At 70.1% G+C, this 19,388-nt stretch carries 17 protein-coding genes; 3 read left to right on the top strand and 14 right to left on the bottom strand.

All coding sequences use genetic code 11. The features are described 5' to 3' along the window. Nucleotides 1–66: 66 nt before the first annotated feature. The 5 genes from FWJ67_RS00780 to pstS form a co-directional block, all read right to left on the bottom strand. Nucleotides 67–267, bottom strand: a complete 201-nt coding sequence (locus tag FWJ67_RS00780) for a hypothetical protein (RefSeq protein WP_414481793.1) — start codon at nt 265–267, stop codon at nt 67–69. A 174-nt stretch (nt 268–441) separates the two neighbouring features. Continuing rightward, a complete protein-coding gene (pstB, locus tag FWJ67_RS00775) occupies nt 442–1,197 on the bottom strand; it encodes a phosphate ABC transporter ATP-binding protein PstB (protein WP_304172128.1) in 756 nt (251 codons plus the stop codon). 50 nt (nt 1,198–1,247) lie between these two features. Then, the gene (pstA, locus tag FWJ67_RS00770) at nt 1,248–2,156 is read right to left on the bottom strand and encodes a phosphate ABC transporter permease PstA (RefSeq protein ID WP_414481794.1); all 909 of its coding nucleotides are present in this window, start codon (nt 2,154–2,156) and stop codon (nt 1,248–1,250) included. After that, nucleotides 2,153–3,121: a phosphate ABC transporter permease subunit PstC gene (pstC, locus tag FWJ67_RS00765; RefSeq protein ID WP_414481795.1), complete on the bottom strand. Its 969-nt coding sequence runs from the start codon at nt 3,119–3,121 to the stop codon at nt 2,153–2,155. The genes pstA and pstC overlap by 4 nt, the downstream gene beginning before the upstream one ends. A 114-nt stretch (nt 3,122–3,235) precedes the next feature. Then, on the bottom strand, nt 3,236–4,282 hold the full coding sequence (gene pstS / locus FWJ67_RS00760; protein WP_414481796.1) for a phosphate ABC transporter substrate-binding protein PstS: 1,047 nt from the start codon (nt 4,280–4,282) through the stop codon (nt 3,236–3,238). Between the two features lie 309 nt (nt 4,283–4,591). Between pstS and FWJ67_RS00755 the strand changes: the two genes are divergently transcribed. The 3 genes from FWJ67_RS00755 (at nt 4,592) to asnB (ending at nt 8,351) form a co-directional block, all read left to right on the top strand. Continuing rightward, a complete protein-coding gene (locus tag FWJ67_RS00755; RefSeq protein ID WP_304172136.1) occupies nt 4,592–4,858 on the top strand; it encodes a GlsB/YeaQ/YmgE family stress response membrane protein in 267 nt (88 codons plus the stop codon). A gap of 171 nt (nt 4,859–5,029) precedes the next feature. Continuing rightward, complete coding sequence (locus tag FWJ67_RS00750) at nt 5,030–6,673, top strand: cobalamin B12-binding domain-containing protein (RefSeq protein WP_414481831.1); 1,644 nt, start codon at nt 5,030–5,032, stop codon at nt 6,671–6,673. Nucleotides 6,674–6,758: 85 nt separating this feature from the next. Continuing rightward, a complete protein-coding gene (gene asnB / locus FWJ67_RS00745) occupies nt 6,759–8,351 on the top strand; it encodes an asparagine synthase B (protein WP_414481797.1) in 1,593 nt (530 codons plus the stop codon). Between the two features lie 79 nt (nt 8,352–8,430). On the opposite strand, the gene FWJ67_RS00740 is transcribed toward asnB, so the two are convergent. The 9 genes from FWJ67_RS00740 to FWJ67_RS00700 form a co-directional block, all read right to left on the bottom strand. Next, entirely contained in the window at nt 8,431–9,591 is a 1,161-nt protein-coding gene (locus FWJ67_RS00740) for a DegT/DnrJ/EryC1/StrS family aminotransferase (RefSeq protein ID WP_304172141.1), read from the bottom strand. Then, complete coding sequence (locus tag FWJ67_RS00735) at nt 9,560–10,546, bottom strand: Gfo/Idh/MocA family protein (RefSeq protein ID WP_304172143.1); 987 nt, start codon at nt 10,544–10,546, stop codon at nt 9,560–9,562. Before FWJ67_RS00735 ends, FWJ67_RS00740 begins: the two co-directional genes overlap by 32 nt. 257 nt (nt 10,547–10,803) lie before the next feature. After that, on the bottom strand, nt 10,804–11,799 hold the full coding sequence (locus FWJ67_RS00730; RefSeq protein WP_304172145.1) for a ParB/RepB/Spo0J family partition protein: 996 nt from the start codon (nt 11,797–11,799) through the stop codon (nt 10,804–10,806). Nucleotides 11,800–12,031: 232 nt separating this feature from the next. Then, on the bottom strand, nt 12,032–12,970 hold the full coding sequence (locus tag FWJ67_RS00725) for a hypothetical protein (RefSeq protein ID WP_304172147.1): 939 nt from the start codon (nt 12,968–12,970) through the stop codon (nt 12,032–12,034). Between the two features lie 126 nt (nt 12,971–13,096). Further along, the gene (locus tag FWJ67_RS00720) at nt 13,097–14,371 is read right to left on the bottom strand and encodes a hypothetical protein (protein WP_304172149.1); all 1,275 of its coding nucleotides are present in this window, start codon (nt 14,369–14,371) and stop codon (nt 13,097–13,099) included. A gap of 62 nt (nt 14,372–14,433) precedes the next feature. Next, a complete protein-coding gene (locus FWJ67_RS00715) occupies nt 14,434–14,871 on the bottom strand; it encodes a hypothetical protein (RefSeq protein WP_304172151.1) in 438 nt (145 codons plus the stop codon). Nucleotides 14,872–14,957: 86 nt separating this feature from the next. Next, nucleotides 14,958–16,595, bottom strand: a complete 1,638-nt coding sequence (locus FWJ67_RS00710; protein ID WP_414482518.1) for an S-layer homology domain-containing protein — start codon at nt 16,593–16,595, stop codon at nt 14,958–14,960. 395 nt (nt 16,596–16,990) lie between these two features. Further along, a complete protein-coding gene (locus FWJ67_RS00705; protein WP_304172155.1) occupies nt 16,991–17,992 on the bottom strand; it encodes a hypothetical protein in 1,002 nt (333 codons plus the stop codon). Between the two features lie 195 nt (nt 17,993–18,187). Continuing rightward, nucleotides 18,188–19,360, bottom strand: coding sequence for a DUF3084 domain-containing protein (locus FWJ67_RS00700; protein ID WP_304172157.1), 1,173 nt, complete (start codon nt 19,358–19,360; stop codon nt 18,188–18,190). Between the last annotated feature and the right edge of the window lie 28 nt (nt 19,361–19,388).

The raw sequence follows: 19,388 nt of genomic DNA, 5'->3' as shown, positions 1-19,388 counted from the left end.
CGCGGCCGGCCCCGCCGGCCCGCGTCATCCTGCCCGGCGGGCGGGCCCGGCCCCAGGGCCCCCGCCTCAGGCGAGCCCCGTCAGCTCCAGGGCCATGGCCACCGCCACCACCAAGGCGAGGGCGACCACCACCGCCACCGGCGCCTGGGGATCCACCCGCTTCAGGAGTTCCGGCGCAAAGAGGGCGACCAGGCCGATCACCAGCGCCCCGGCCAAGACGACGATGACGCTTGCCACCAACGCAGCCACGAAAGCCGGAACAGGCATCTACCCTGCCTCCCGACGCGGGAGGGCTGGCCCGGCCGCCAGCCTCCCGGCAATGGTTCCGATCCTTATTTCGGCTTGAAACCGGGGGAACCTTCCCGAAGGGGCCCCTTCCCTCGGCAGAGCGCCGGCCGGGGGAGGGGCCTTCAGGCGTTCCAGGAGCTGGGGCCCAGATCCTCAGCCGAACCGGCCCGTGATGTACGCCTCCGTCTGCTCGTTGGCCGGGTTGGTGAAGAGCTGCTCCGTCGGCCCGAACTCGATGAGTCGGCCCAGGAGGAAGAAGGCGGTGTGCTGGGAGACCCGGGTCGCCTGCTGGATGTTGTGGGTGACCAGGACCACCGTGTACCGTTGGGCCAGCTCCATGATGGTCTCCTCCACCTTGGCGGTGGAGATGGGATCCAACGAGGAGCAGGGCTCGTCGAGGAGGATCACCTCCGGCTCCACGGCCAGGGCCCGGGCGATGCAGAGCCGCTGCTGCTGCCCGCCCGAAAGGTTCAAAGGCGAGTCGCGGAGCCGGTCCTTCACCTCATCCCAGAGGCCCGCCTGCCGCAGGCTCCGCTCCGCGAGGCTTTCCAGATCCCGGGGCCTCCCGGGCAGGAGGGTGTACCCGGCCACCACATTCTCCAGGATGGACATGGTGGGAAAGGGCGTGGGGCGCTGGAAGACCATCCCCACCCGCCGCCGGATGACCACCGGGTCCACATCAGGCCCGTAGACGGGCTCGTCGCCCAGGTAGATCTGCCCCCAGACCCGGCCGCCCGGCGTCTCCTCGTGCATCCGGTTGATGCACCGCACGAAGGTGGACTTGCCGCACCCCGACGGCCCAATGATGGCCGTCACCTGCCGGGCGGGCAGGGTGAGGGTAACGTCGTGGAGGGCCTGGAAGGGGCCGAAGGCTGCGTTGAGATGTTCCACCCGGATGGGCACCGCCATGACCGTTGCCTCCCCAGCTCCCGGCCCGAGGCCGGGGCTCGTCCTGCCGCTCAGCGCCGGTCATACCGGGACCGGCCGAAGAACCTCGCCAGCACGTTGGTGATCAAGACCATCGCCACCAGGACCAGCGCCCCCGTCCACGCCTTCTGGTGCCACTCGGGGTAGGGTGAGATGGCGTAGTTGTAGATGGTGACGGGCAACGACGCGATGGGGTTGCTCAGGCCCTGGTGCCAGAAGGCGTTGTTCAGCGCGGTGAAGAGCAAGGGCGCCGTCTCCCCCGCCACCCGCGCCAGGGCCAGCATGATGCCCGTCAGGATCCCGGGGAGCGCGGTGCGGACCACCACCCGGAGGGTGGCCAGCCATGCGGGCACTCCCAAGGCCAGGGCCGCCTCGTTCAGGTCCCGGGGCACGAGACGGACCATCTCTTCCGTATTGAGGGTGACCAGGGGGATCATGATCAGGGCCAGGGCCACCCCGCCGGCCCAGGCCGAGTAGGTCTGCATGGGGACCACCATGAGCCCGTAGACGGCCAAACCGACGACGATGGAGGGCACCCCGTTGAGCACCTGAGCAACGAAGCGGACCCCGTCGGCCAGACGGCTGGTGGAGCGGGCCAGGAAGACGCCGGCCATCACCCCCACGGGCACGCCGATGGCCGCGGCCAGGCCCACCAGAATCAGGGAGCCGACGATGGCGTTGGCCATGCCGCCGCCGGGCATGCCCACGGGCTTGGGCAGTTGGGTGAAGAAGGCCAGGTCCAGCCCCTGGATGCCCGAGCGGCCCACGTAGATCAGGAGGCTGAAGAGGGGGATAAGGACCACCACCACGCTGGCCACCATCAGCCCCCGGATGATCCGGTCCGCCCAGCGCCGCCGGCGGATCCGGCCCTCCAGCTGCCGGCGGCTGATCCCCCAGCGGCTCAACGGAAGGTGGGTGGCAGCCAGAGGCTCTTGGCTCATGGACTGGTCACCCCCTGGGCGGCCTGCCGGCCCCGGCTCCTGCGCTCCACCCGGAGGACCAGGAGGCGGGCCAGCGCACTCAAAAGGAGGGTGAGGCCCAAGAGGGCCAAGCCGATCTCCGCCAGCGCGGCCACGTGCATGGGTTCCACCGCCTCGTTGAACTCACTGGCGATGACGCTGGCCATGGTGTGGGCCGGGGAGAAGAGGGAGGCGGAGATGATGGGCTGGTTCCCGATTACCATGTTGACCGCCATGGTCTCCCCCAGGGCCCGTCCCCAGGCCAGGACCACCGCGCCCACGATGCCGGGGCGGCCGTAGTCGAAGACCACCTTCATCGCCTCCCACCGGGTGGCGCCCAGGGCCAGGGCCGCCTCCCGCTGGCTGTCGGGCACGGCCCGGAAGACCTCCCGGGAGACCGCGGCCACCGTGGGCACGATCATGATGGCCAGGACCACCCCGGCGCTCAGCATGCCAATACCGTAGGGGGCCCCGCTGAAGAGGGGCACTCGGCTCAAGCCCGTCCGCAGGATGGCCAGCTCCAAGGACCGGATGATGGGAACCAGGACGAAGAGGCCCCACAGGCCGTAGACGACGCTGGGAATGGCCGCGAGGAGCTCGACCAGGAAGGAGACCGGCTCCCGCAGCCAGCGGGGGGCCATCTCCGAAAGGAAGAAGGCCACCCCCAACCCCAGGGGAACGGCCAGGAGAATGGCGATCAGGGATGAGACCAGGGTGCCGTAGACGAAGGGGAGTGCACCAAACTGCTCCCTCACCGGATCCCATTGGGTCTCGATGAGGAAGCGCAGCCCAAACCGCTCCACGCTGGGCCGGGCCACCTCCCACAGCTCCACCAGGATGAGGAGGGCGATGGCCAGGACCACGAGCCCGAAAAGGCGCAGGATCCCCCGGAAGAGCCGGTCGCCTCGGTTGACGACCCGGGTCGGGTGGTGCAGGGGTTGGTTCATCGTGAGCCTCCTCCCGGACGCCGGGCTGGCCCGGCGTCCAGTCCTTGCCACGCGGGACGGGGCCGGCGACCCATCGGTCCCGACCCTTCCCCAGGCATCACCGGTGCCGGCCGCCTACCGTTCCAAGAGCGGCTGGCCCTGATGGGTGATGGAGGCGATCATCGCCTCGGCCAGGGCGACCACGTTGGGCGGCAGGGGCGCATAGTCCAGCTCGGGCGCCAGAGCCTGCCCCTCGTGGAGGGCCCACCAGAGCATCTCCACCAAGGCCTTCCCCTTGACCGGGTCCGGCTGCTCCTGGGCGACCAGAAGCCAGGTGAAGCCCGCGATGGGGTACCCGTGGGGGTCCGGCGTGTTCACAATGGAGACCCGGAGATCCTCAGGCACCGGGGCGTTGGCCGCCAGGCTGGTCGCCTCCAGGCTGGGCAGGACGAAGTTCCCCGCCTGGTTCTGCAGGGCGGCGTAGGTCATCTGGTTCTGGAGGGCGTAGGCGATCTCCACGTAGCCGATGGCCCCCGGAATCTGCCGGACCAGGCCGGCCACCCCCGCGTTCCCCTGGCCGCCAAGCCCCACCGGCCAGGAGACGGAGGTGCCGCTCCCCACCCGTTCCGCCCACTGGGGGCTCACCGCGCTCAGGTAGGTGGTGAAGATGTTGGTGGTCCCGCTCCCGTCGGACCGGCGCACCACCGCGATGGGCAGGGAAGGCAGCCGCAGGTCGGGGTTGAGGGCCTTCAGCCGCGCATCGTCCCACTGGGTGATCTCGCCCAGGTAGATGGCGCTCAGGACCTCAGGGGTCAGCTTCAGGCCCGTGCCCACCCCGGGCAGGTTGTAGACGACGGCGATGGAGCCGATGACGGTGGGAATGTGAAGGATGGGCACCGAAGCGGAAGCGAGCTGCTCATCGGAGAGGGGGGCGTCGGTGCCGCCGAAGTCGACGGTTCCTGCCAGAACCTGGCGGATACCGCCTCCGCTGCCGATGGCCTGGTAGTTCACTTGAACATCGGGGCTGACCGAACGGTAGACCTCAAACCAGAGGGAGTAGAGGGGGTAGGGGAAGGTGGCGCCGGCGCCGTTGAGCTGAATGGTCTGGGCCGAGACCGCCAGCGGTGTCCAGGCCAAGGCCGCCGCCAGGACCATCCCCGCCATCCACCGGAGGACCTTCACAGGACCAAACCCTCCTTGCTCGGACGGGCCTTGCCCGCGTTCTGGTCCGTGGACCACCTTTAGCCTACCGGGGGCCCGTTACAACCGGGTTGCCCGTCTGTGAACGTCAGGTTACAGGTGGGTGCCCAACGGGAGCTTGCCGGCGGGCGTTCCCCAGGTGGCCCCGGCGGACCCCCCGGGCGGGCATTGGACATCCAGCGCTGGAACGTTTATCATGTTCTTGGGTTTTTTGGGGTCCTGTTGGGAGCTCTTGGGTGCTTCCGGTCTCCAGGGCCCCGCCCAATCCATCTCCTAAGGAGGTCGTCATCGATGACCGCAGGCGGCTGGATTACCATCATCGTTGTCGGACTCATCGTTGGTTGGATCATCAAGGAGTACGGCACCAAGAAGGAGTATCCCGGCGGGATCTGGGTCGCCCTCCTGGCCGGGTTGGTAGGCGCCTGGCTGGGCGATCTGGTCCTGGGTGACTGGGGCTGGATGCTCGGAGGCGCGAACGTCATCGCGGCCATCATCGGCGCGGCGGTCATCGCCTGGATTGTGAGCCTCTTCGGCAAGGAAGAGAAGAAGGAGGCCTGAGGGCGGACCCCGCTCCGGCCGGGATGAGCCGCGATCCAAGGGATGAGGGAGGCTGGCCAGGACCAGCCTCCCCTTTATTTGACCCTCCCCGGTCAGGATGTTAGCATGAAGACATCCCTGCGCGTCGAAAGGAGGTTGGGCAGCGTGGCCCACAACCATCGGCCCCGCTTGATGCTGGCCGCGGCCATCGGCGACTGTGTCCACGTGGCGGGCCTCCACGCGGTCATCCGCATCGCGCGCGAGGCCGGCTTCGAGACCATCATGCTGGGCCCGGCCGTCGCCCCAGAGCGGGTGGTCGACGCGATCCGGGAGCATGACCCTGACCTGGTGGCCATCAGCTACCGGCTCTCGCCCCAGGCGGGGGCCAATGTCTTGCGCCACTTCCAGCGCCTGGTCCAGGAGGCGGGCTTGAGCCGCCGGCGCTTCGTCTTCGGCGGCACGCCACCCGTCTGCCGGATTGCCGAGCGGCTTCCCCTCTTCGAACGGGCCTTCGACGGCACCGAGGGCCCCGAGGCGGTGCTGGCCTACTTCCGGGGTGTGCCTCTGGAAGAACGGCAGGTCTCCTGGCCTCAGACCCTCCCCGAGCGGATCGCGTTCCGCGCCCCGGAGCCCATCATCCGCCATCACTACGGGCAGCCCTCCTTCGAGGAGACCCTCGAGGGCGTCCGGCTGCTGGCCGAGTCGGAGACCCTGGACGTCATCTCCCTGGGGGTGGACCAGAACACCCAGGAGCACTTCTTCCACCCCGAGGAGGCGGACCCCAAGCAGGACGGCGCGGGCGGGGTGCCGGTGCGGACGCCCGAGCAGTTCCGGGCGCTTTATGAGGCCTCCCGCACGGGCAACTACCCCTTGATGCGCTCCTATGCGGGCACCCGCAACCTGATCCGCATGGCCGAGGTGCTCCACGAGACCATCAACCTGGCCTGGGGCGCCATCCCCCTCACCTGGTACAGCGTTCTGGACGGCCGGTCGGACCGGTCTTTGCGGGAGACGATCCTGGAGGCCCAGGAGGTCATGCGGTGGCACGCCTCCCGGGGCATCCCCGTTGAGATGAACGAGTCCCACCACTGGAGCCTGCGGGATGCCCACGACACCATCGCCGTGGTGATGGCCTACTTGGCCGCGCGCAACGCCAAGGCGGCAGGGGTGCGCCACTACGTGGCCCAGTACATGTTCAACACCCCGCCGGAGACCTCGTTCGCCATGGACCTGGCCAAGATGCTGGCCAAGGTGGAGCTGATCGAGTCCCTCCAGGATGAAACCTTCGAGGTCTTCCGGGAGACCCGGGTGGGCCTGCGCTCCCACCCGCCCAACCTGGACGAGGCGAAGGGCCACATGGCCGCCTCCATCTTCCTGCAGATGGCCCTCAAGCCCCACATCCTCCACGTGGTGGCCTACAGCGAGGCCGACCATGCGGCCACCGCGCCCGAGATCATCGAGAGCTGCCGCATCGCCCGGGGTGTGGTGCGGGACTTCCTGGGCGGCGCGCCGGACATGACGGCCGACCCCCGGGTCCAGGCCCGCAAGGAGGAGCTCCTGGCCGAGGCCCAGGTCCTCTTGGACGCCATTGCCTCCCTCGCGCCGCCGGGCGTCGAGGATCCCTTCACCGATGCTGACACCCTCACCCGGGCGGTCACCATCGGGCTTCTGGACACGCCCCACTTTGCCGGCAACCCGGCACCGGAGGTCCGGGGCGAGCTGGTCACCCAGCCTGTGGACGGCAAGATCGTGGCCGTCGACCCCGACTCCGGACGGATCCTGACCGAACGGGAGCGGGTGGACCGGATCCTCCAACGGGCGTCGGCCCGGTCTTGAGACGGAGGGGGCGTAGCCCCCTCCTCCCTTTTCCCCACACGGGCAGAGATGCCCCACGACCATGACGAGAGGAGGCAGTCGCCCCATGTCAGGCATTGTAGGGGGCTTGGGCAGCCCCGACCCATCCACGGTCCGGCGCATGCTCACCCACATGCGCCACCGCGGCCCCGATCAGGAAGGTTTTTGGGCGTCGGAGGAGGTGGTCCTGGGCCAGAACCGGCTCACCACCATGGAGCGGACGCCAGGCCCGCTCCCCCTGAGGAACGAGGACGGGGCCGTCATCGCCGTGGTCGATGGTCAAATCTACAACTTCCGGGAACTGAGGGCCCGGCTCCAGGCCCACGGCCACACCTTCCGGAGCCGGGGCGACACCGAGGTGGTGGTCCATCTCTGGGAGGAGCACGGCCCCGAGCTGGTCACCCGCCTGGATGGGGTCTTCGCCATCGCCCTCTACGACCGGCGGGCGGGCCGCTTCTTCCTGGCCCGGGATCCCCTGGGCATCAAGCCCCTCTACGGAGGGCTCCAGGGCGGGACCCTCTACTTCGCCTCGGAGTTGGGCGGGCTCTTGGCGGCGACGGACCAGGTGGAGGAGTTTCCCCAGGGTTCTTGCCTGGTCCGGGCGGTCCAGGAACCCTCCCAGCCGCTGACCTGCCTCGCCGACCAAGCCCAGCCCTACTGGGACGTGCCCACCGCCCCGCCGGACATCACCGATCCCCAGGCCGCGGTCGCCGGGGTGCGGGAGCGGCTCCGCCGGGCGGTGGAGAAGCGACTGCTCGCCCGGGTGCCCGTGGGCGTCTTCCTCTCGGGCGGCCTCGACTCCAGCCTCATCGCCGCCCTGGCCCGCCAGCTCACCTCCCGCCAGCTCCATTCCTTCGCGGTGGGACTGGCTGGCTCCGACGACCTCCGCTACGCGGCCCGGGTGGCCGAGGCCCTGGAGACCGTCCACCATGAGTACGCCTACGACGAGGCCGACCTGGAAGAGGCCCTCCCCACGGTCATCGCCCACCTGGAATCCTACGATCCCGCCCTGGTCCGGAGCGCGATCCCCACCTACTTCGCGGCGCGCCTGGCCCGCCAGCACGTGAAGGTGGTCCTCTCCGGCGAGGGCGCCGACGAGCTCTTCGCCGGCTACGCCTACCTCCGCCGGCTGGACCGCCAGCGGCTCCAGCGGGAGCTGCGGGCGGTGACGGCCGCGCTCCACAACACCAACCTCCAACGGGTGGACCGGATGACCATGGCCCACAGTCTGGAGGCCCGGGTCCCCTTCCTGGACCTGGAGGTGGTCCGCTGGGCTTTCCGCCTGGACCCGTCGGTCAAGCTGCGGGGGTCGGAGCCCGTGGAGAAGTGGGTCCTGCGCAAGGCGGCCGAAGGGCTCCTGCCCGCCTCGGTGGTCGCCCGGAAGAAGGCCAAGTTCGCCCACGGGACCGGAACCAGCCAGGTCCTCCAGGCCATCGCGGCCCGCCGCATCTCGGCCGAGGCGCTCCGGCGGGCCCAGCAGCAGGCCGCTTCCCGCCAGACGGGGATGCCCCTCGTCCGCTCCCGGGAAGAGCTCCTCTACTACCGCCTCTTCCGGGAGCGCTTCCCCCAGAAGGCGGTGCTGGCCACGGTGGGACGCACCCGCAGTGTGGTGCCGGGCGAGTTGGGTGAAGAGGGTCTGGGACAGGGGGCGCCCGCTTGACGGGCGCCCCTCCCTTTCGACTCTGCCTCGAATCCGCTTGCCTCGGATCCGCGGTGTTGGTGGGCTTAGGTGAGTGGAATCAGCGGAGGGCTTGGGCCTCCCAGCGGAGAACGGCCTCCGCCACCCGCTCCCGGTCCGCCTCGCTCACCAGGGGGTGGACGGGAAGGGAGAGGACCTGGGAAGCCAGCTCTTCCGCCACGGGCAGCTCGCCGTCACCCACCACATCGAACCGGCCCGCCAGGGAGGGCTGCCGGGTGAGGGGCCGGGGGTAGTGGATCCCCGTGCCGATCCCTTCCGCTTTGAGGAAAGCGGCCAGCTGGTCCCGGTGCTCGCCGTTCTTCCCCGGCACCCGGAGGGTGTACTGATGGTAGACGTGCCGGTACCCGGGGGGCTCCACGGGCAGGCCAAAGGAGTGGCCTTGGAAGGCCTGGGTGTAGAACGCCGCGTTGGCCCGGCGGGCTTCGGTCATGGCCTCGATCCGCTCCACCTGGCCCAGCCCGATGGCCGCCTCCACGTTGGTCATCCGGTAGTTGTACCCGAGGACCTCGTGGAAGTAGTGGCCCGTCTGGCCATGGTGGGTGATGAGGCGGGCCCGCTCGGCCACCTCCGGGTCGGTGGTGGCCACACAGCCTCCCTCACCGGTGGTCAGGTTCTTGGTGGCGTAGAAGCTGAAGGCGGCCGCCCGGCCGAAGGTGCCCACGGGCTGGCCGTCCAGGGTGGCCAGGTGGGCCTGGGCACAGTCCTCCACCACGGTGACGTCGTACGCCTCGGCCAGGGCCATCAGCTCCCGCATGGGCGCGGGCAGGCCGTAGAGGTGGACCACCAACATGTAGCGGATGCTGGGGTCAGCCTTAAGAGCCGCCTCCACCGAGGCCGGATCCAGGTTGGCCGTCTCCATGGACACGTCCGCGAAGACAGGCCGGGCCCCGCAGAAAAGGATGGCGTTGGCGGTGGCGATGAAGGTGAAGGGCGTGGTCAACACCTTGTCCCCGGGGCGGACCCCGACCGCCAGCAGGGCGGTGTGGAGGGCGGTGGTCCCGTTGCTGGTAGCCACCACGTAGGGCACGCCCTGGGCGGCGGCAAAGGCCTCCTCGAACCGGTGGACGTACGACCCTTCCGCGAGCTGGCCCGAGTCGAGCACTTCCCGGACCAGCTCGTACTCCCGCTCGGTCAGGAACGGTTTGGCGATGGGAATGGGAGCGACTCCGTCAGAGGGCAGCGGCCATACCCCTTTCTGCAACTCGTCCGTAAATGTCGCGCTGGATGTGCTCCACCAGCTTGAGGGCGGCCAGGCCCGTCTCACCCGAGACCAGGGGGTGCTTCTGGGTCTCGATGCACTCCAGGAAGTGGCGGATCTCCTCGGCCAGGGGCTCCAGGGCGGGCAGATAGATCTGCTCCAAGACCCCCTTCTGCCGGTAGGTGCCGTTCCGGGAAGCTCGGCCCATCGGGTTCCGGGTGATGGTGATCCGGCGCTCGATGTAGTCGGCCACGATCCAGGCGCTGGGGCTGGAAAGCTCCATCCGCCGCACCCGGCTGGCCGTCACCCGGCTGGCGGTCACGGTGGCCAGGGTCTCATCCCCCACCTGGAGCATGGCCACCGCGTAGTCCACCTGCTCCGGGTTGTGGAGGGAGCGGCCCATCCCCGCAATGGGGCGGATGGGCTGGCCGAAGAGCATGGTGAGGATGTCCAGGTCATGGATCATCAGGTCGAGGATCACGTCCGCATCCACCACCCGGCCGTCGTAGGGGCTGAGGCGCTGGATGTTGACCGCGGTGATCTCCTCTTCCCGGACGATCCGCTGCAGCTCCGTCACCACCGGGTTGAACCGCTCCACGTGCCCCACCTGGAGGGTGCAGCCGTTGGCGCGGGCGATCTGAAGAAGCCGGGCCCCCTCCTCGACGGTGGAGGTCATGGGCTTCTCCAGGAGGACGTGGATCCCCCGCTCCAGAAAGTGGGCCGCCGTCTCAAAGTGAAGGGACGTGGGCACCGCGATGCTGACCGCATCCACCCGGTCCAAAAGCTCCCGGTAGTCGGTGTACGCCTCACACTCATACAGGTGGGCCACCTGCTGGGCCTGGGCCGCATCGATGTCGGCCACTCCGACCAGCTTGACGCGACCGGGCATCTGCGCGTAGATGCGAGCGTGATTCTTCCCCATGCTGCCGACCCCGACAACCCCTACCCGTAACGCCAAGCTGGCCACCTCTTTCCCCGTCGTTGGTGAGACGGTCGTCTTCCCCAGCCGGTACGCCGCGCCGGATGGCTCTCCCTTCGGACCTTCGTCCACCGGCAGCCGATCCCTTCCCACTGGACCCGCCTCCGCGAGCCCCGGGAAGGCTCCAGAGCACAACCTCGTCTCACCGGCATCCATCGGCCTTTTCCGGCCCCATCTTGAACGCGATCGCGTCCGGCTTTGTGCCTAGCATGTGCCGGAGCCCAGCCCGGCTCCGCTCAAGCCAGCCGCCGGGCCCGCTCCTTCTGCCGGCGGCGCTCCACCTGCCGCCGGACCCGCCGCTCCTCCTTGGCCTGCTGCGCCGCCTCCCGGGGCGACGCGCTTAACCGCTCCAAGGCCTTCTCCGTGACCTCGTGGAGCCGAGTAAATCGTTCCAGCAGCGCCTCCCGGAGTTCTGGCGGGAGGAACCGGGAGGAGACATGGCTCAGCTGCTCCACGTAGGAGGCGGATCGGTCCAACGAGACCAAAAGGCGTTGCAGGTTGGCCTCCGGCGTACCCGGCTCCGGCACCTCCGCCCGAGTCTTGGGGCGAGCCTCCTGGAGAACTCGCCGGACCGCCTCCTCCGGCTCCATCTCCGGGTGATCCCGGAGCAGGCGGCAGGCCCGGCGCATCTGCGCCTTGCTCAAGCTGGACGCCAGGGCCAGGTCCAGGAGCTGGCCGGCCAGGGCCTCGTCGCCCCGGACGTTGGCCAGGGCCAAGGCCTCGTTCACGTGGGAGAGGCTCAGCCCTCCCGCCTCCCCCCGGGCTTGGGCGACCACCGCCTCTTGAAAGCGGGGCTCCACTTTCAGCAGGTCGAGCCAGTCGGCAATGGTCGTCCGGGGAAGACCCAGTCGCTCGGCCACCGCCTTCTGGCTCAAGCCCTCGGCCTCCATGAGGGCGGCCACCGCGCGGGCCCGCTCCAGGGGGTCCAGGTCCTCCCGCTGGAGGTTTTCCGCCAGCTGGAGGAGCCTGTCCCCTCCTTGGGCAGGCGGGCCCTGGTCCAGAACCAGCGCCGCAATGGCCTTTTGGCCCAACTGCCGGGCGGCGCGCCACCGGCGTTCCCCAGCCACCAGCCGGAAGCGATCCCCATTCCGCCGGACGAGGATGGGCTGGAGTTGACCCACCTCACGCAAGCTCCGGGCGAGCCCGTCGAGGGCTTCTTGGTCGAAGCGGGTGCGGGGCTGGCCGGGATCCGGGTCGATCAGCGACACAGGGACGTGCTCCAGTTCCGGCACGGGCCCTGCCTCCTCTTCTCTACGGCAATCCAAGATGCCCCGTCAAGACCCCACAGGCATCTTGGATCATCCAACGTTTCCCGAACCTCGAGGACCGTTCACGCCTTTCGACAAGGCCGCCAGCGATCCTCTTTCCAGTCCCTTGCCGGATCGGTCCATCTCCGGTGCGCCTGGACTGGTTCGGAAAACGTGACCCCGGGCAGAGAAAAGGCGCCGCTGTCGCGGCGCCCTGTCAGAGGCCCCGAAGGGCCGTCACAGGAACGGCTCGGGTCACCTCCACCACCATCTCGGTCCCCGCGGGCAGGACCACGTTCTGGCCTTGGATCAGGGCCCCGGCCGCCAGGCCCACGGGCGCCAAGACGACGGTGGTGGCCGCCCCCACCAGGAGCACCCCCGTCAGGCCCGCGGCAGCCGCCAGCTCCTCCGAGCCTGAGTTGGACGTCCGCTGGGTGAGGCCCAGGGGCACGGGGGTACCGTCGAAGGCCGGGACCGAGCCAAAGTCCAGGCTGATCTTGCCGTTCCGGCCCAGGGCGCCGGCCGCCTGCACCTCCGACACCCGGGCTTCACCCTGGGCGCCCGCCAGGATCACCAGGTCCCCGTCGACGACCACATCCCGGAGGACGGTGAAGGGGATGGTCTGCCCCACCCGGGCGGAGCCCGAGTTCACCTCCGCCTCCAACCGGAGGCTCACCCGGGTGCCGGCGGGAACCTGGCGCTGGGCAATGCTCACCGCCCCGTCCGGCCAGATCATCCGGGCAATGGTGGCCAGCCGGCTCAAGACGGAGCCCTGTTGGGGCTCGCCGAGGAGGAGCTCCTCCAGGGTCTGGATCCTGGGTTCCACCGCGCCGCTGCCCATCATCCCTAGGAGCACCCACTCCGCGGCACTGAGGCGCATCATCAACGAAGTGCCGTCGCTCGCCGGCGCGTAGAACAGGCCGTTGAGCCGGCTCAGGCGGTCGAGGAGGGCCCCCTGCTGAACCGTTCCCAAAAGATCCTGCTCCAGGGCCTCCACCCGGGCCAGGAGCGAGCCCTGCTTGATCTGCCCGTAGGCGGCCTCCTCCAGGGCCTCCAGGCGGGCCAGCGGGGTCCCTTCCTGGGCGGTGGCGGGCACGGGCGCCGCCAGCATCCCCAGGACCAGCACCGCGGCCAGCCACCGAAAGCGACGTTGCATCATGGTCCCATCCTCCTCGTCCCGTCTCGCGCGGGCCCGTCCCCCAAAGCCAGGCGCCGGTCGCGCCCTCGGCCCCACCCCGCCGTCACACCCTTCCCAACCCACTCCCGAGAACGAGCGGATCCCTCAGAACCGAAGGGTCAACTCGGCGATGGCCCGGGTCTCGCTGGTGGTGCCGTCTTCCAGGGTCTCGCCGGCCGCGGCAGTGAAGTCGATCAGCTGATAACCCAAGGTGAAGGAGGCGACGCTGGAGAGATCGTAGGTGAGCCGCCAGGTGGTGTTCACCTCCCGGGCCAGCTGGCCCCCGGCCGGGATCCCCTCGCCCTCGTCAGGCCCGTCGGTCTCACCGTCAGGCGGCTCGCCCTTCGCCGTCTCACCGCCGGCCAGGCTCTGGACCGGGAGCCGGTCCCGCAGCTCCCGGCTCCAGCCCACCCGGATGGCCCCACCTTGGGTGGTCACCCCCACCCCCAGCTCCAGCCGGGAGGGCAACTCGGCCCCACCTCGGACCTCCAGCTGGTCGAGGGTGACAAACTCGTAGGCGGCCGTCAGCTCCGCATCCCCTGCCGTCCAGCGGAGGCCCCACCGGGTCCGGCCGTCGTCGCTCCGGCTCCCCTCGCCCCGCTCCGCCTCGCCAGGACGGGTGGGCACATCGTACCCGCCTGAGATGTACACATCGCCCAGGTCAATGCCTGCCCCCACCCGGTACCCGGCGCTCTCACCCCAGGGCGCCACCTCCCCCTCCAAGGAGAGGCTCGGCAGGAGCCGGATGCGCGCGCCCAGGGCCAAGCCTTGGCTCCCTTCCGCCGGCTCGGGCTCCAGCCACGAGGGGAGCTTCCCCTCGGTCAGGCTCGCCTCGGGAAGGGGGGCGGCCGACGGGCTCCAGGTGAAGGCGCCGCCCTGGCCCAGATCGATCCAGACCGCGTCCAGCTCGGGGAAGGCCGGTTGCTTGGCCGCCTCAGGAAGGCGGAGGCTCTGGGGGGATGGGATGACGGTGTAGCCCAGCACATTCAGCTCGACGGAGAACTCCTGGGCCAGCTCTTCCAGAAGACGCATCTGCTCCAGGCCCAAGGGCTTGTCGGCCTGCTGGTTGTAGCGGGCCACCAGGCTGGGCAGGGAGACGGCCCGGCTTTCGGCCTTGCCCACGCCCAGGCGCTCCATGGCCTCGCCCACCTCCAGGGCCATCTCCAGGCGCGTCACGGTGAGCGGCCCGCCGAACCCTTTGGGCGGCTCGCTGAGAAGCCCCGCGGCCGACAGGGACCGGACGGCCCCATACGACCAATGCTGGGGGGGAAGCTCGGCAAAGAGTTGGTTCCCTTCAACCCCCGCGGCCGCCAGGGCCAGACCCGGAAGGGCCAAAACGAGCGCCATGGCGGCGGCCAGGGGACTCCACCGGACCTTCATCGGACCCCTGCCCCTCTGTCCTGCCAGAGACTTCTCGGTCACCCAGCCAAACCCTGCTGGCCTCAGGGGTCCCCCGAGCGGCCCTCCCGGGCCAAAAAGCGTTCTGCCAAGATGACGGCCACCAGGTCATCGTAGGGTTCGGGGGGCGTCAGGAGCCCCGCCGGCACCCACCGGCGCCAGCCCCGCCGGTGGAGCTCCACATACCGGCGCCGGCCCTCCTCGCTGGAGTGGGCCTCATCCACCAGCACCACCGGCGGCAGCCCTTCGGCCCCCGCCAGGCGGTCCCGCCACGCCCGGCCCGTGGTCCCGTCGCCCAGGACCAGGTAGCGGGGCCGGTAGGTCCGGCTCCAGGCTTGAGCCTGGGCCAGGGCCCGCTCCGAGGGGACCACCGCCCGGGCGAGCACCCTCCCGTCCCATTGGACCACGGCCAGGCCGCACTTGGCCCGGCCCGGATCCATGGCGAGCAGGCAGGGCAACTCCCCCGCTCCCGCCGAGACCACCGGCCCACCCCCTCCTCCGCCCCACCAAGAAGCAGGATCCCCGCCGAAGCGGGGATCCTGCCCATGTCGGTCGCTTCGTGCCGCCTTTAGAACTCGCCCCGGATACCCAGAGCGTAGATGGTGATGGCCTCGTCGCCATCGGCCACGCCCAGCTCCGTGGAGACGCTGCCCAGGAGCTTGAGGGCGCCGACGGGCACGCTGACGCTGACGGAGGAAGCCGCCTTGTCAGCCGCCGCCAGGGCCGCCTGCTCGCTCACCGGGTAGACGAGCCGGCCCTTCAGCTCGCCGCCCAGGAAGGCGGTGGCCACCTCAGCCCCCAGGCCGATGCCCGTCTCGGCGCCGTCCGTGGACGGATCGGCGTCGGCGATGACCGCGTCGACCACCGGGGTGATGGTGAAGGCACGCCACTCCAGCGGCAGGCCGAGGCCCACGTGGTAGGTCATGCCCTCCGCCAGACGGGCCCAGCCGGGAACGATCCCTCGCAGACCCGGATTAGCAGGATCAACGCCGTTCACGAACCGGGCGCCGGTGGTGAAGCGGAGGATGCCCATGTCGAGGCCAGCGTTCAGGTCAAAGCGGGTCACCGCATCGAAGACGGTCAACTCAGCCCCGGTGTCCACCCGGCCGATGGGGCCCGTCACGCCCAGGCTGAGCAGGGTGCCCACCGCATCGCCGCTGGCCACCATGCCCAGACCGACCTGAGCCGAAGCGTCGGTGCCGGCCACCTCGGTGGCGACCAGCTGCACCTGGCCCAGGAAGCCGCTCTCATCGGCCCCGAGGTACTCGAGCTGATAGGCGCCGGTCAGGGCCTTCCGGGTGGCCTGGCCCACGGTCCGCTCCAGGGCCATGGCCCGGTTGATGGCCTCGTCGGCCGTCGCCTGGGTCATGTCGATGCGGTTCTTCAGGTTGACGGTCTCCCGCTCCAGCTGCTCGACGCGGCTCTCGAGCGCGGTGATGCGGTTGTCGGTCTCAGCCCGCCAGGCCTCCAGGTCAGCCACCCGGACCCCCAGGGCATCCAGATCGGCCCGGAACTCGTCGAGCAGGGCCTGGACGCTCCCCTTGAGGGTGTTGGCCGTCTCCTCGATCAGCCGGCGGGTCTCCCGGATGTCCTGCTGGGCCACCAGCGTGCGAGCCTCGAGACGGGTGACCCGGCTGTCCAGCCCGGAGAGGGCGTCGGCCACCATGGCCTCGATGTCACCCTTCAGCTCCTCAGGCGGCTGGTAAGAGGCCAGGTACGCCTCGATCACGTTGGCCGCCAGGGAGGCGAAGGTGGACTCGGCCGCGGCCGACAGGGGGATCCGCCCGGTCGACCCGACGATGGAGGCCACCTCAGCCGGCTCCACGCCGTAGAAGGCCCGCTGGGCCGCCTCGCCAGCCTCCAGGCGGGCGACCAGGTCCGCGATGGCCTGGTTGACCCGGGCAACCGCGTTGGCCTCCACCTCCGCGTAGGCCGCATCGACCTGGCTGGCCACCATGGCATCGAGCCGGTCGACGAGACGGGCGACAATCATGGCCCACTCATACCGGGTCAGCTGCCGGTTGCCCTTGAACTCACCGTCGGGGTAGCCAATGACCAACCCCGCCGCCCTCAGCAACTCCACCGACTCGGCCGCCCAATGGCTTGCCGGCACGTCGGGGAAGGGTCTTTGCTGTGCCAGCGCCGGCACACTCAACGCCAGGACCATCAGGCCGGCGAGGAGCGCCGCCAAGCCCTTTTTGCGCATGGTTCTTGGAAACCTCCTCGTCTCAGGTACTCATCGCCCCGTCTGACTCTCCCGAGACGCTCCCTGGACTCGAAAGGACAGGACGAGTCTCCGCCGTTTCCTCGCCCTGCCAGCTCGAGACCGGCGCGCCCCTGTGGGGCAGGTTCCATCGCACACACCCAGCACGTATGCGATCCCCCGGGACCCGCCCCTCGTGGCCAAGCAGGTTGTGCGGACGGACACAGGCAGCTAAGCCCGTATTCGAGCCGTTTCGGGAAACTCCTTCCACGGGTGCGAAGGGGTTGCGACAAGTGTGAAAGGCGTGCCTGCCTGCTTGGCTGGATGGTTCTTCGCCCTTTGGGGCGCCCTTTCCTCGCTGGCAAGGCCAGACAGGGGTGGAAAAATGTGGGGTGGGGTCAGAACCGGAGCTGAACCCCCGCTTCCCCGGACCCCGTCTTCAGATCGAGGCTGGAGAAGTCGAGGAGGCGCCAGCCGGCATGGAGCCGGGCGGAGCCGGCCTCCAGGCCCACGTTCACCTGGGGCTGGACACCGGGGGCATCGGTAGAAGGGTCAACCCCCAGCCAGGCCTCCAGGTCGCCCGCCTGGCCCAAGGGGATGCGGGCCTCATCGGTCTCCAACCCCGTGGCCCGACGGAGCTCCTCCAAGGTGACCACGCCCGCCGGGGCGCGGGCCTCGGGCCCGACGCTCCCCGCCCTCTGCGGCTCCAAGGCTTTCAGCTCCGCCTCGAAGGCCCGCCCCAGGGAGCGGAGGGCCCGGCTGGTCACCTCCACCCGGTCGGCCAGCTCCGCGGGGGTGAGGCCCCCAGCAGCCATCCGGTAGGCGAGGGCCCGTTCCAGGCCCGCCTCTTGCGGCGGCTGGACCAGGGCCACCCCGGCCGGCACCAGCTCCTGGAGCCGCTGGTAGACCCGCCGGGCCTCCTCCCGGACCCGGACAGCGGCGGCGTCCCCAGAAGCCCCGGAGCCGAGCCGGCGGCTCAGACGGGTGGTGGTGGGGCTGAGCCAGGAGAGCTGGCGGAGGGCCTGGAGCTGGTCCAAGGGGAGCAGGGTTGGGTGGGCGGCCGCCTGGTCCAGCTGGGCCACCACCCGGTAGAGCCAGGCGAGCGCCACCCGGGCCTGGGCTTCCAGGGAGAAAGAGGCGGGCGCCGCCTCCAGGGCGTCGGCCGCCTGGGCCAGAAGATCAGCCACCTCGTAGCGGGTCAGGGAGGAAAGACCGGTAGCGAGCCACGGGCTCTCAAGAAGACCGGCCTGCTGGAGGGTTTCCAGGGCCGAGTAGGCCCAGTGGTCGGCGGGGACGGGCGCGAAGGGGTCGCTCCCAGCGGCCGCGAGTCCGGCCCCGAGGGAGAGGATCAGGAGCAGGGCAACCAACGTCCAGGGCACCCGGCGGTGCAGGGGCGACACGGCATCCTCGTCCTCCCGGCCAAAGCTCCCAACCCCCTTCGGGAGGGAGCGGAAGCCCTCCTGCCCCGCCGGCCTGCCACCTCCTGGGCCCTCTGCCGGACCCTGGCGCCCCCGCACCGGGTCACCCGGCCCAGGCAGGGCCAGGCCGCCGGGCGTTGGGTCCACGGGCGGTGGCCGCCAGCCCCGGGCCAGGCCTCAAGAGGAGAGCTCCAAGGTGACCGTCAGGGGCGGCCGGGTGTTCCAGGTGTCCTCCCGGGCCCGGGCCACCACTTCCACGGGCCGGCCCCGCTCCTTGACGGCGATGATCACCTCGAGGAACTCGTCAGCCTTGGCCACCTGGCCCACCAGCCCCTGCTCGTCGGTCATCATGCCGTCCTCGATGGCCTGCTCGTTCACATCCCACAAAAGCTGCAGGAGCTCGCTCTCCACCGTCTCCGGCTTGGAGCCGTCGATGGTCCGGCGGGCGACGACCTGCCCCCGGCGGTAGACCCGCGCCTCGGGGATCAGCTCAAAACCTGCCAAGAGGGGCTCGCCGGCAAAGGTGTTGTTCACCGCCCGCACCCGGACCACCCAGCGGCCGCCCTGGGCGGCGATCTGCTGGGCCGTGTAGTAGAAGACATCCTCCGACTCAAAGACCAGGGCCGGCTGCTCAGCCGGCAGCTCCAGCCGCTGGCGGACCTTCTGCTCCTCCCGGTCGAGGAAGGCGAGCAGGGCCTCCTGGACCTTCTCGATGGACTGGGAGCCGTCAACGATGGTGGCGCCCACCAGCTCATCGGCCTGGTAGGTGAGCCGGCCCGAACGCATGGCGTAGGCGAGCTGGAGGTACTCCTGGGTCAGGGTGGCCACCTGCTCCTGGAGCCGGTCCCGGGTGGCCTGGAGCTCGTCCACGTGGGCCTGGAGGTCCTGGCCGATCCGGGTCAGGTTCTTCACCCGTTCCTCTTGGAAGGCCAGGGACTCCCGGGCCACCTCCAGTTGGGAGCGGGCCTCCTCCAGCCTGGCCACCGCCTCTTCCATCTCCTGCACCGCCTGGTCCCGCTCGGCCAGGATGGCCGCCAGCCGCTCCTGCTGAGCGTCCAGGTCCCGCTCCACTGTGGCCAGCCGCTCCCGGGTGGAGGCAAGGGCCTCCTGGATCTCGCCCATGTGGAAGAGCGCGGTCCGCACGTCGTTGGAGGCCAGGGAGAGCAGCCCCACCGACGCCCCGGTGATGACCACGCCGGTGAGGATGGTGATGATGACGGAGGTGTACCGGGGCCGGATCCCGAAGAGGGTGAGGCGACGCTTTCCCACCCGGAGGCCGATCCGGTCCCCCAGGTAGGCGATGGCCCCGCCCATGATGACCAACAGCAGAATGAGCCGCCACCCGTGCATCGCCCCTCACCTCCTCCTTCCGGTCACG

Source organism: Limnochorda sp. (assembly GCF_047459355.1).
In the GTDB taxonomy this organism is placed as follows: Bacteria; Bacillota; Limnochordia; order Limnochordales; family Limnochordaceae; genus Limnochorda.
The sequence above is the reverse complement of the archived record's forward strand: the minus strand, read 5'-3'. Positions and strand labels throughout refer to the sequence as shown.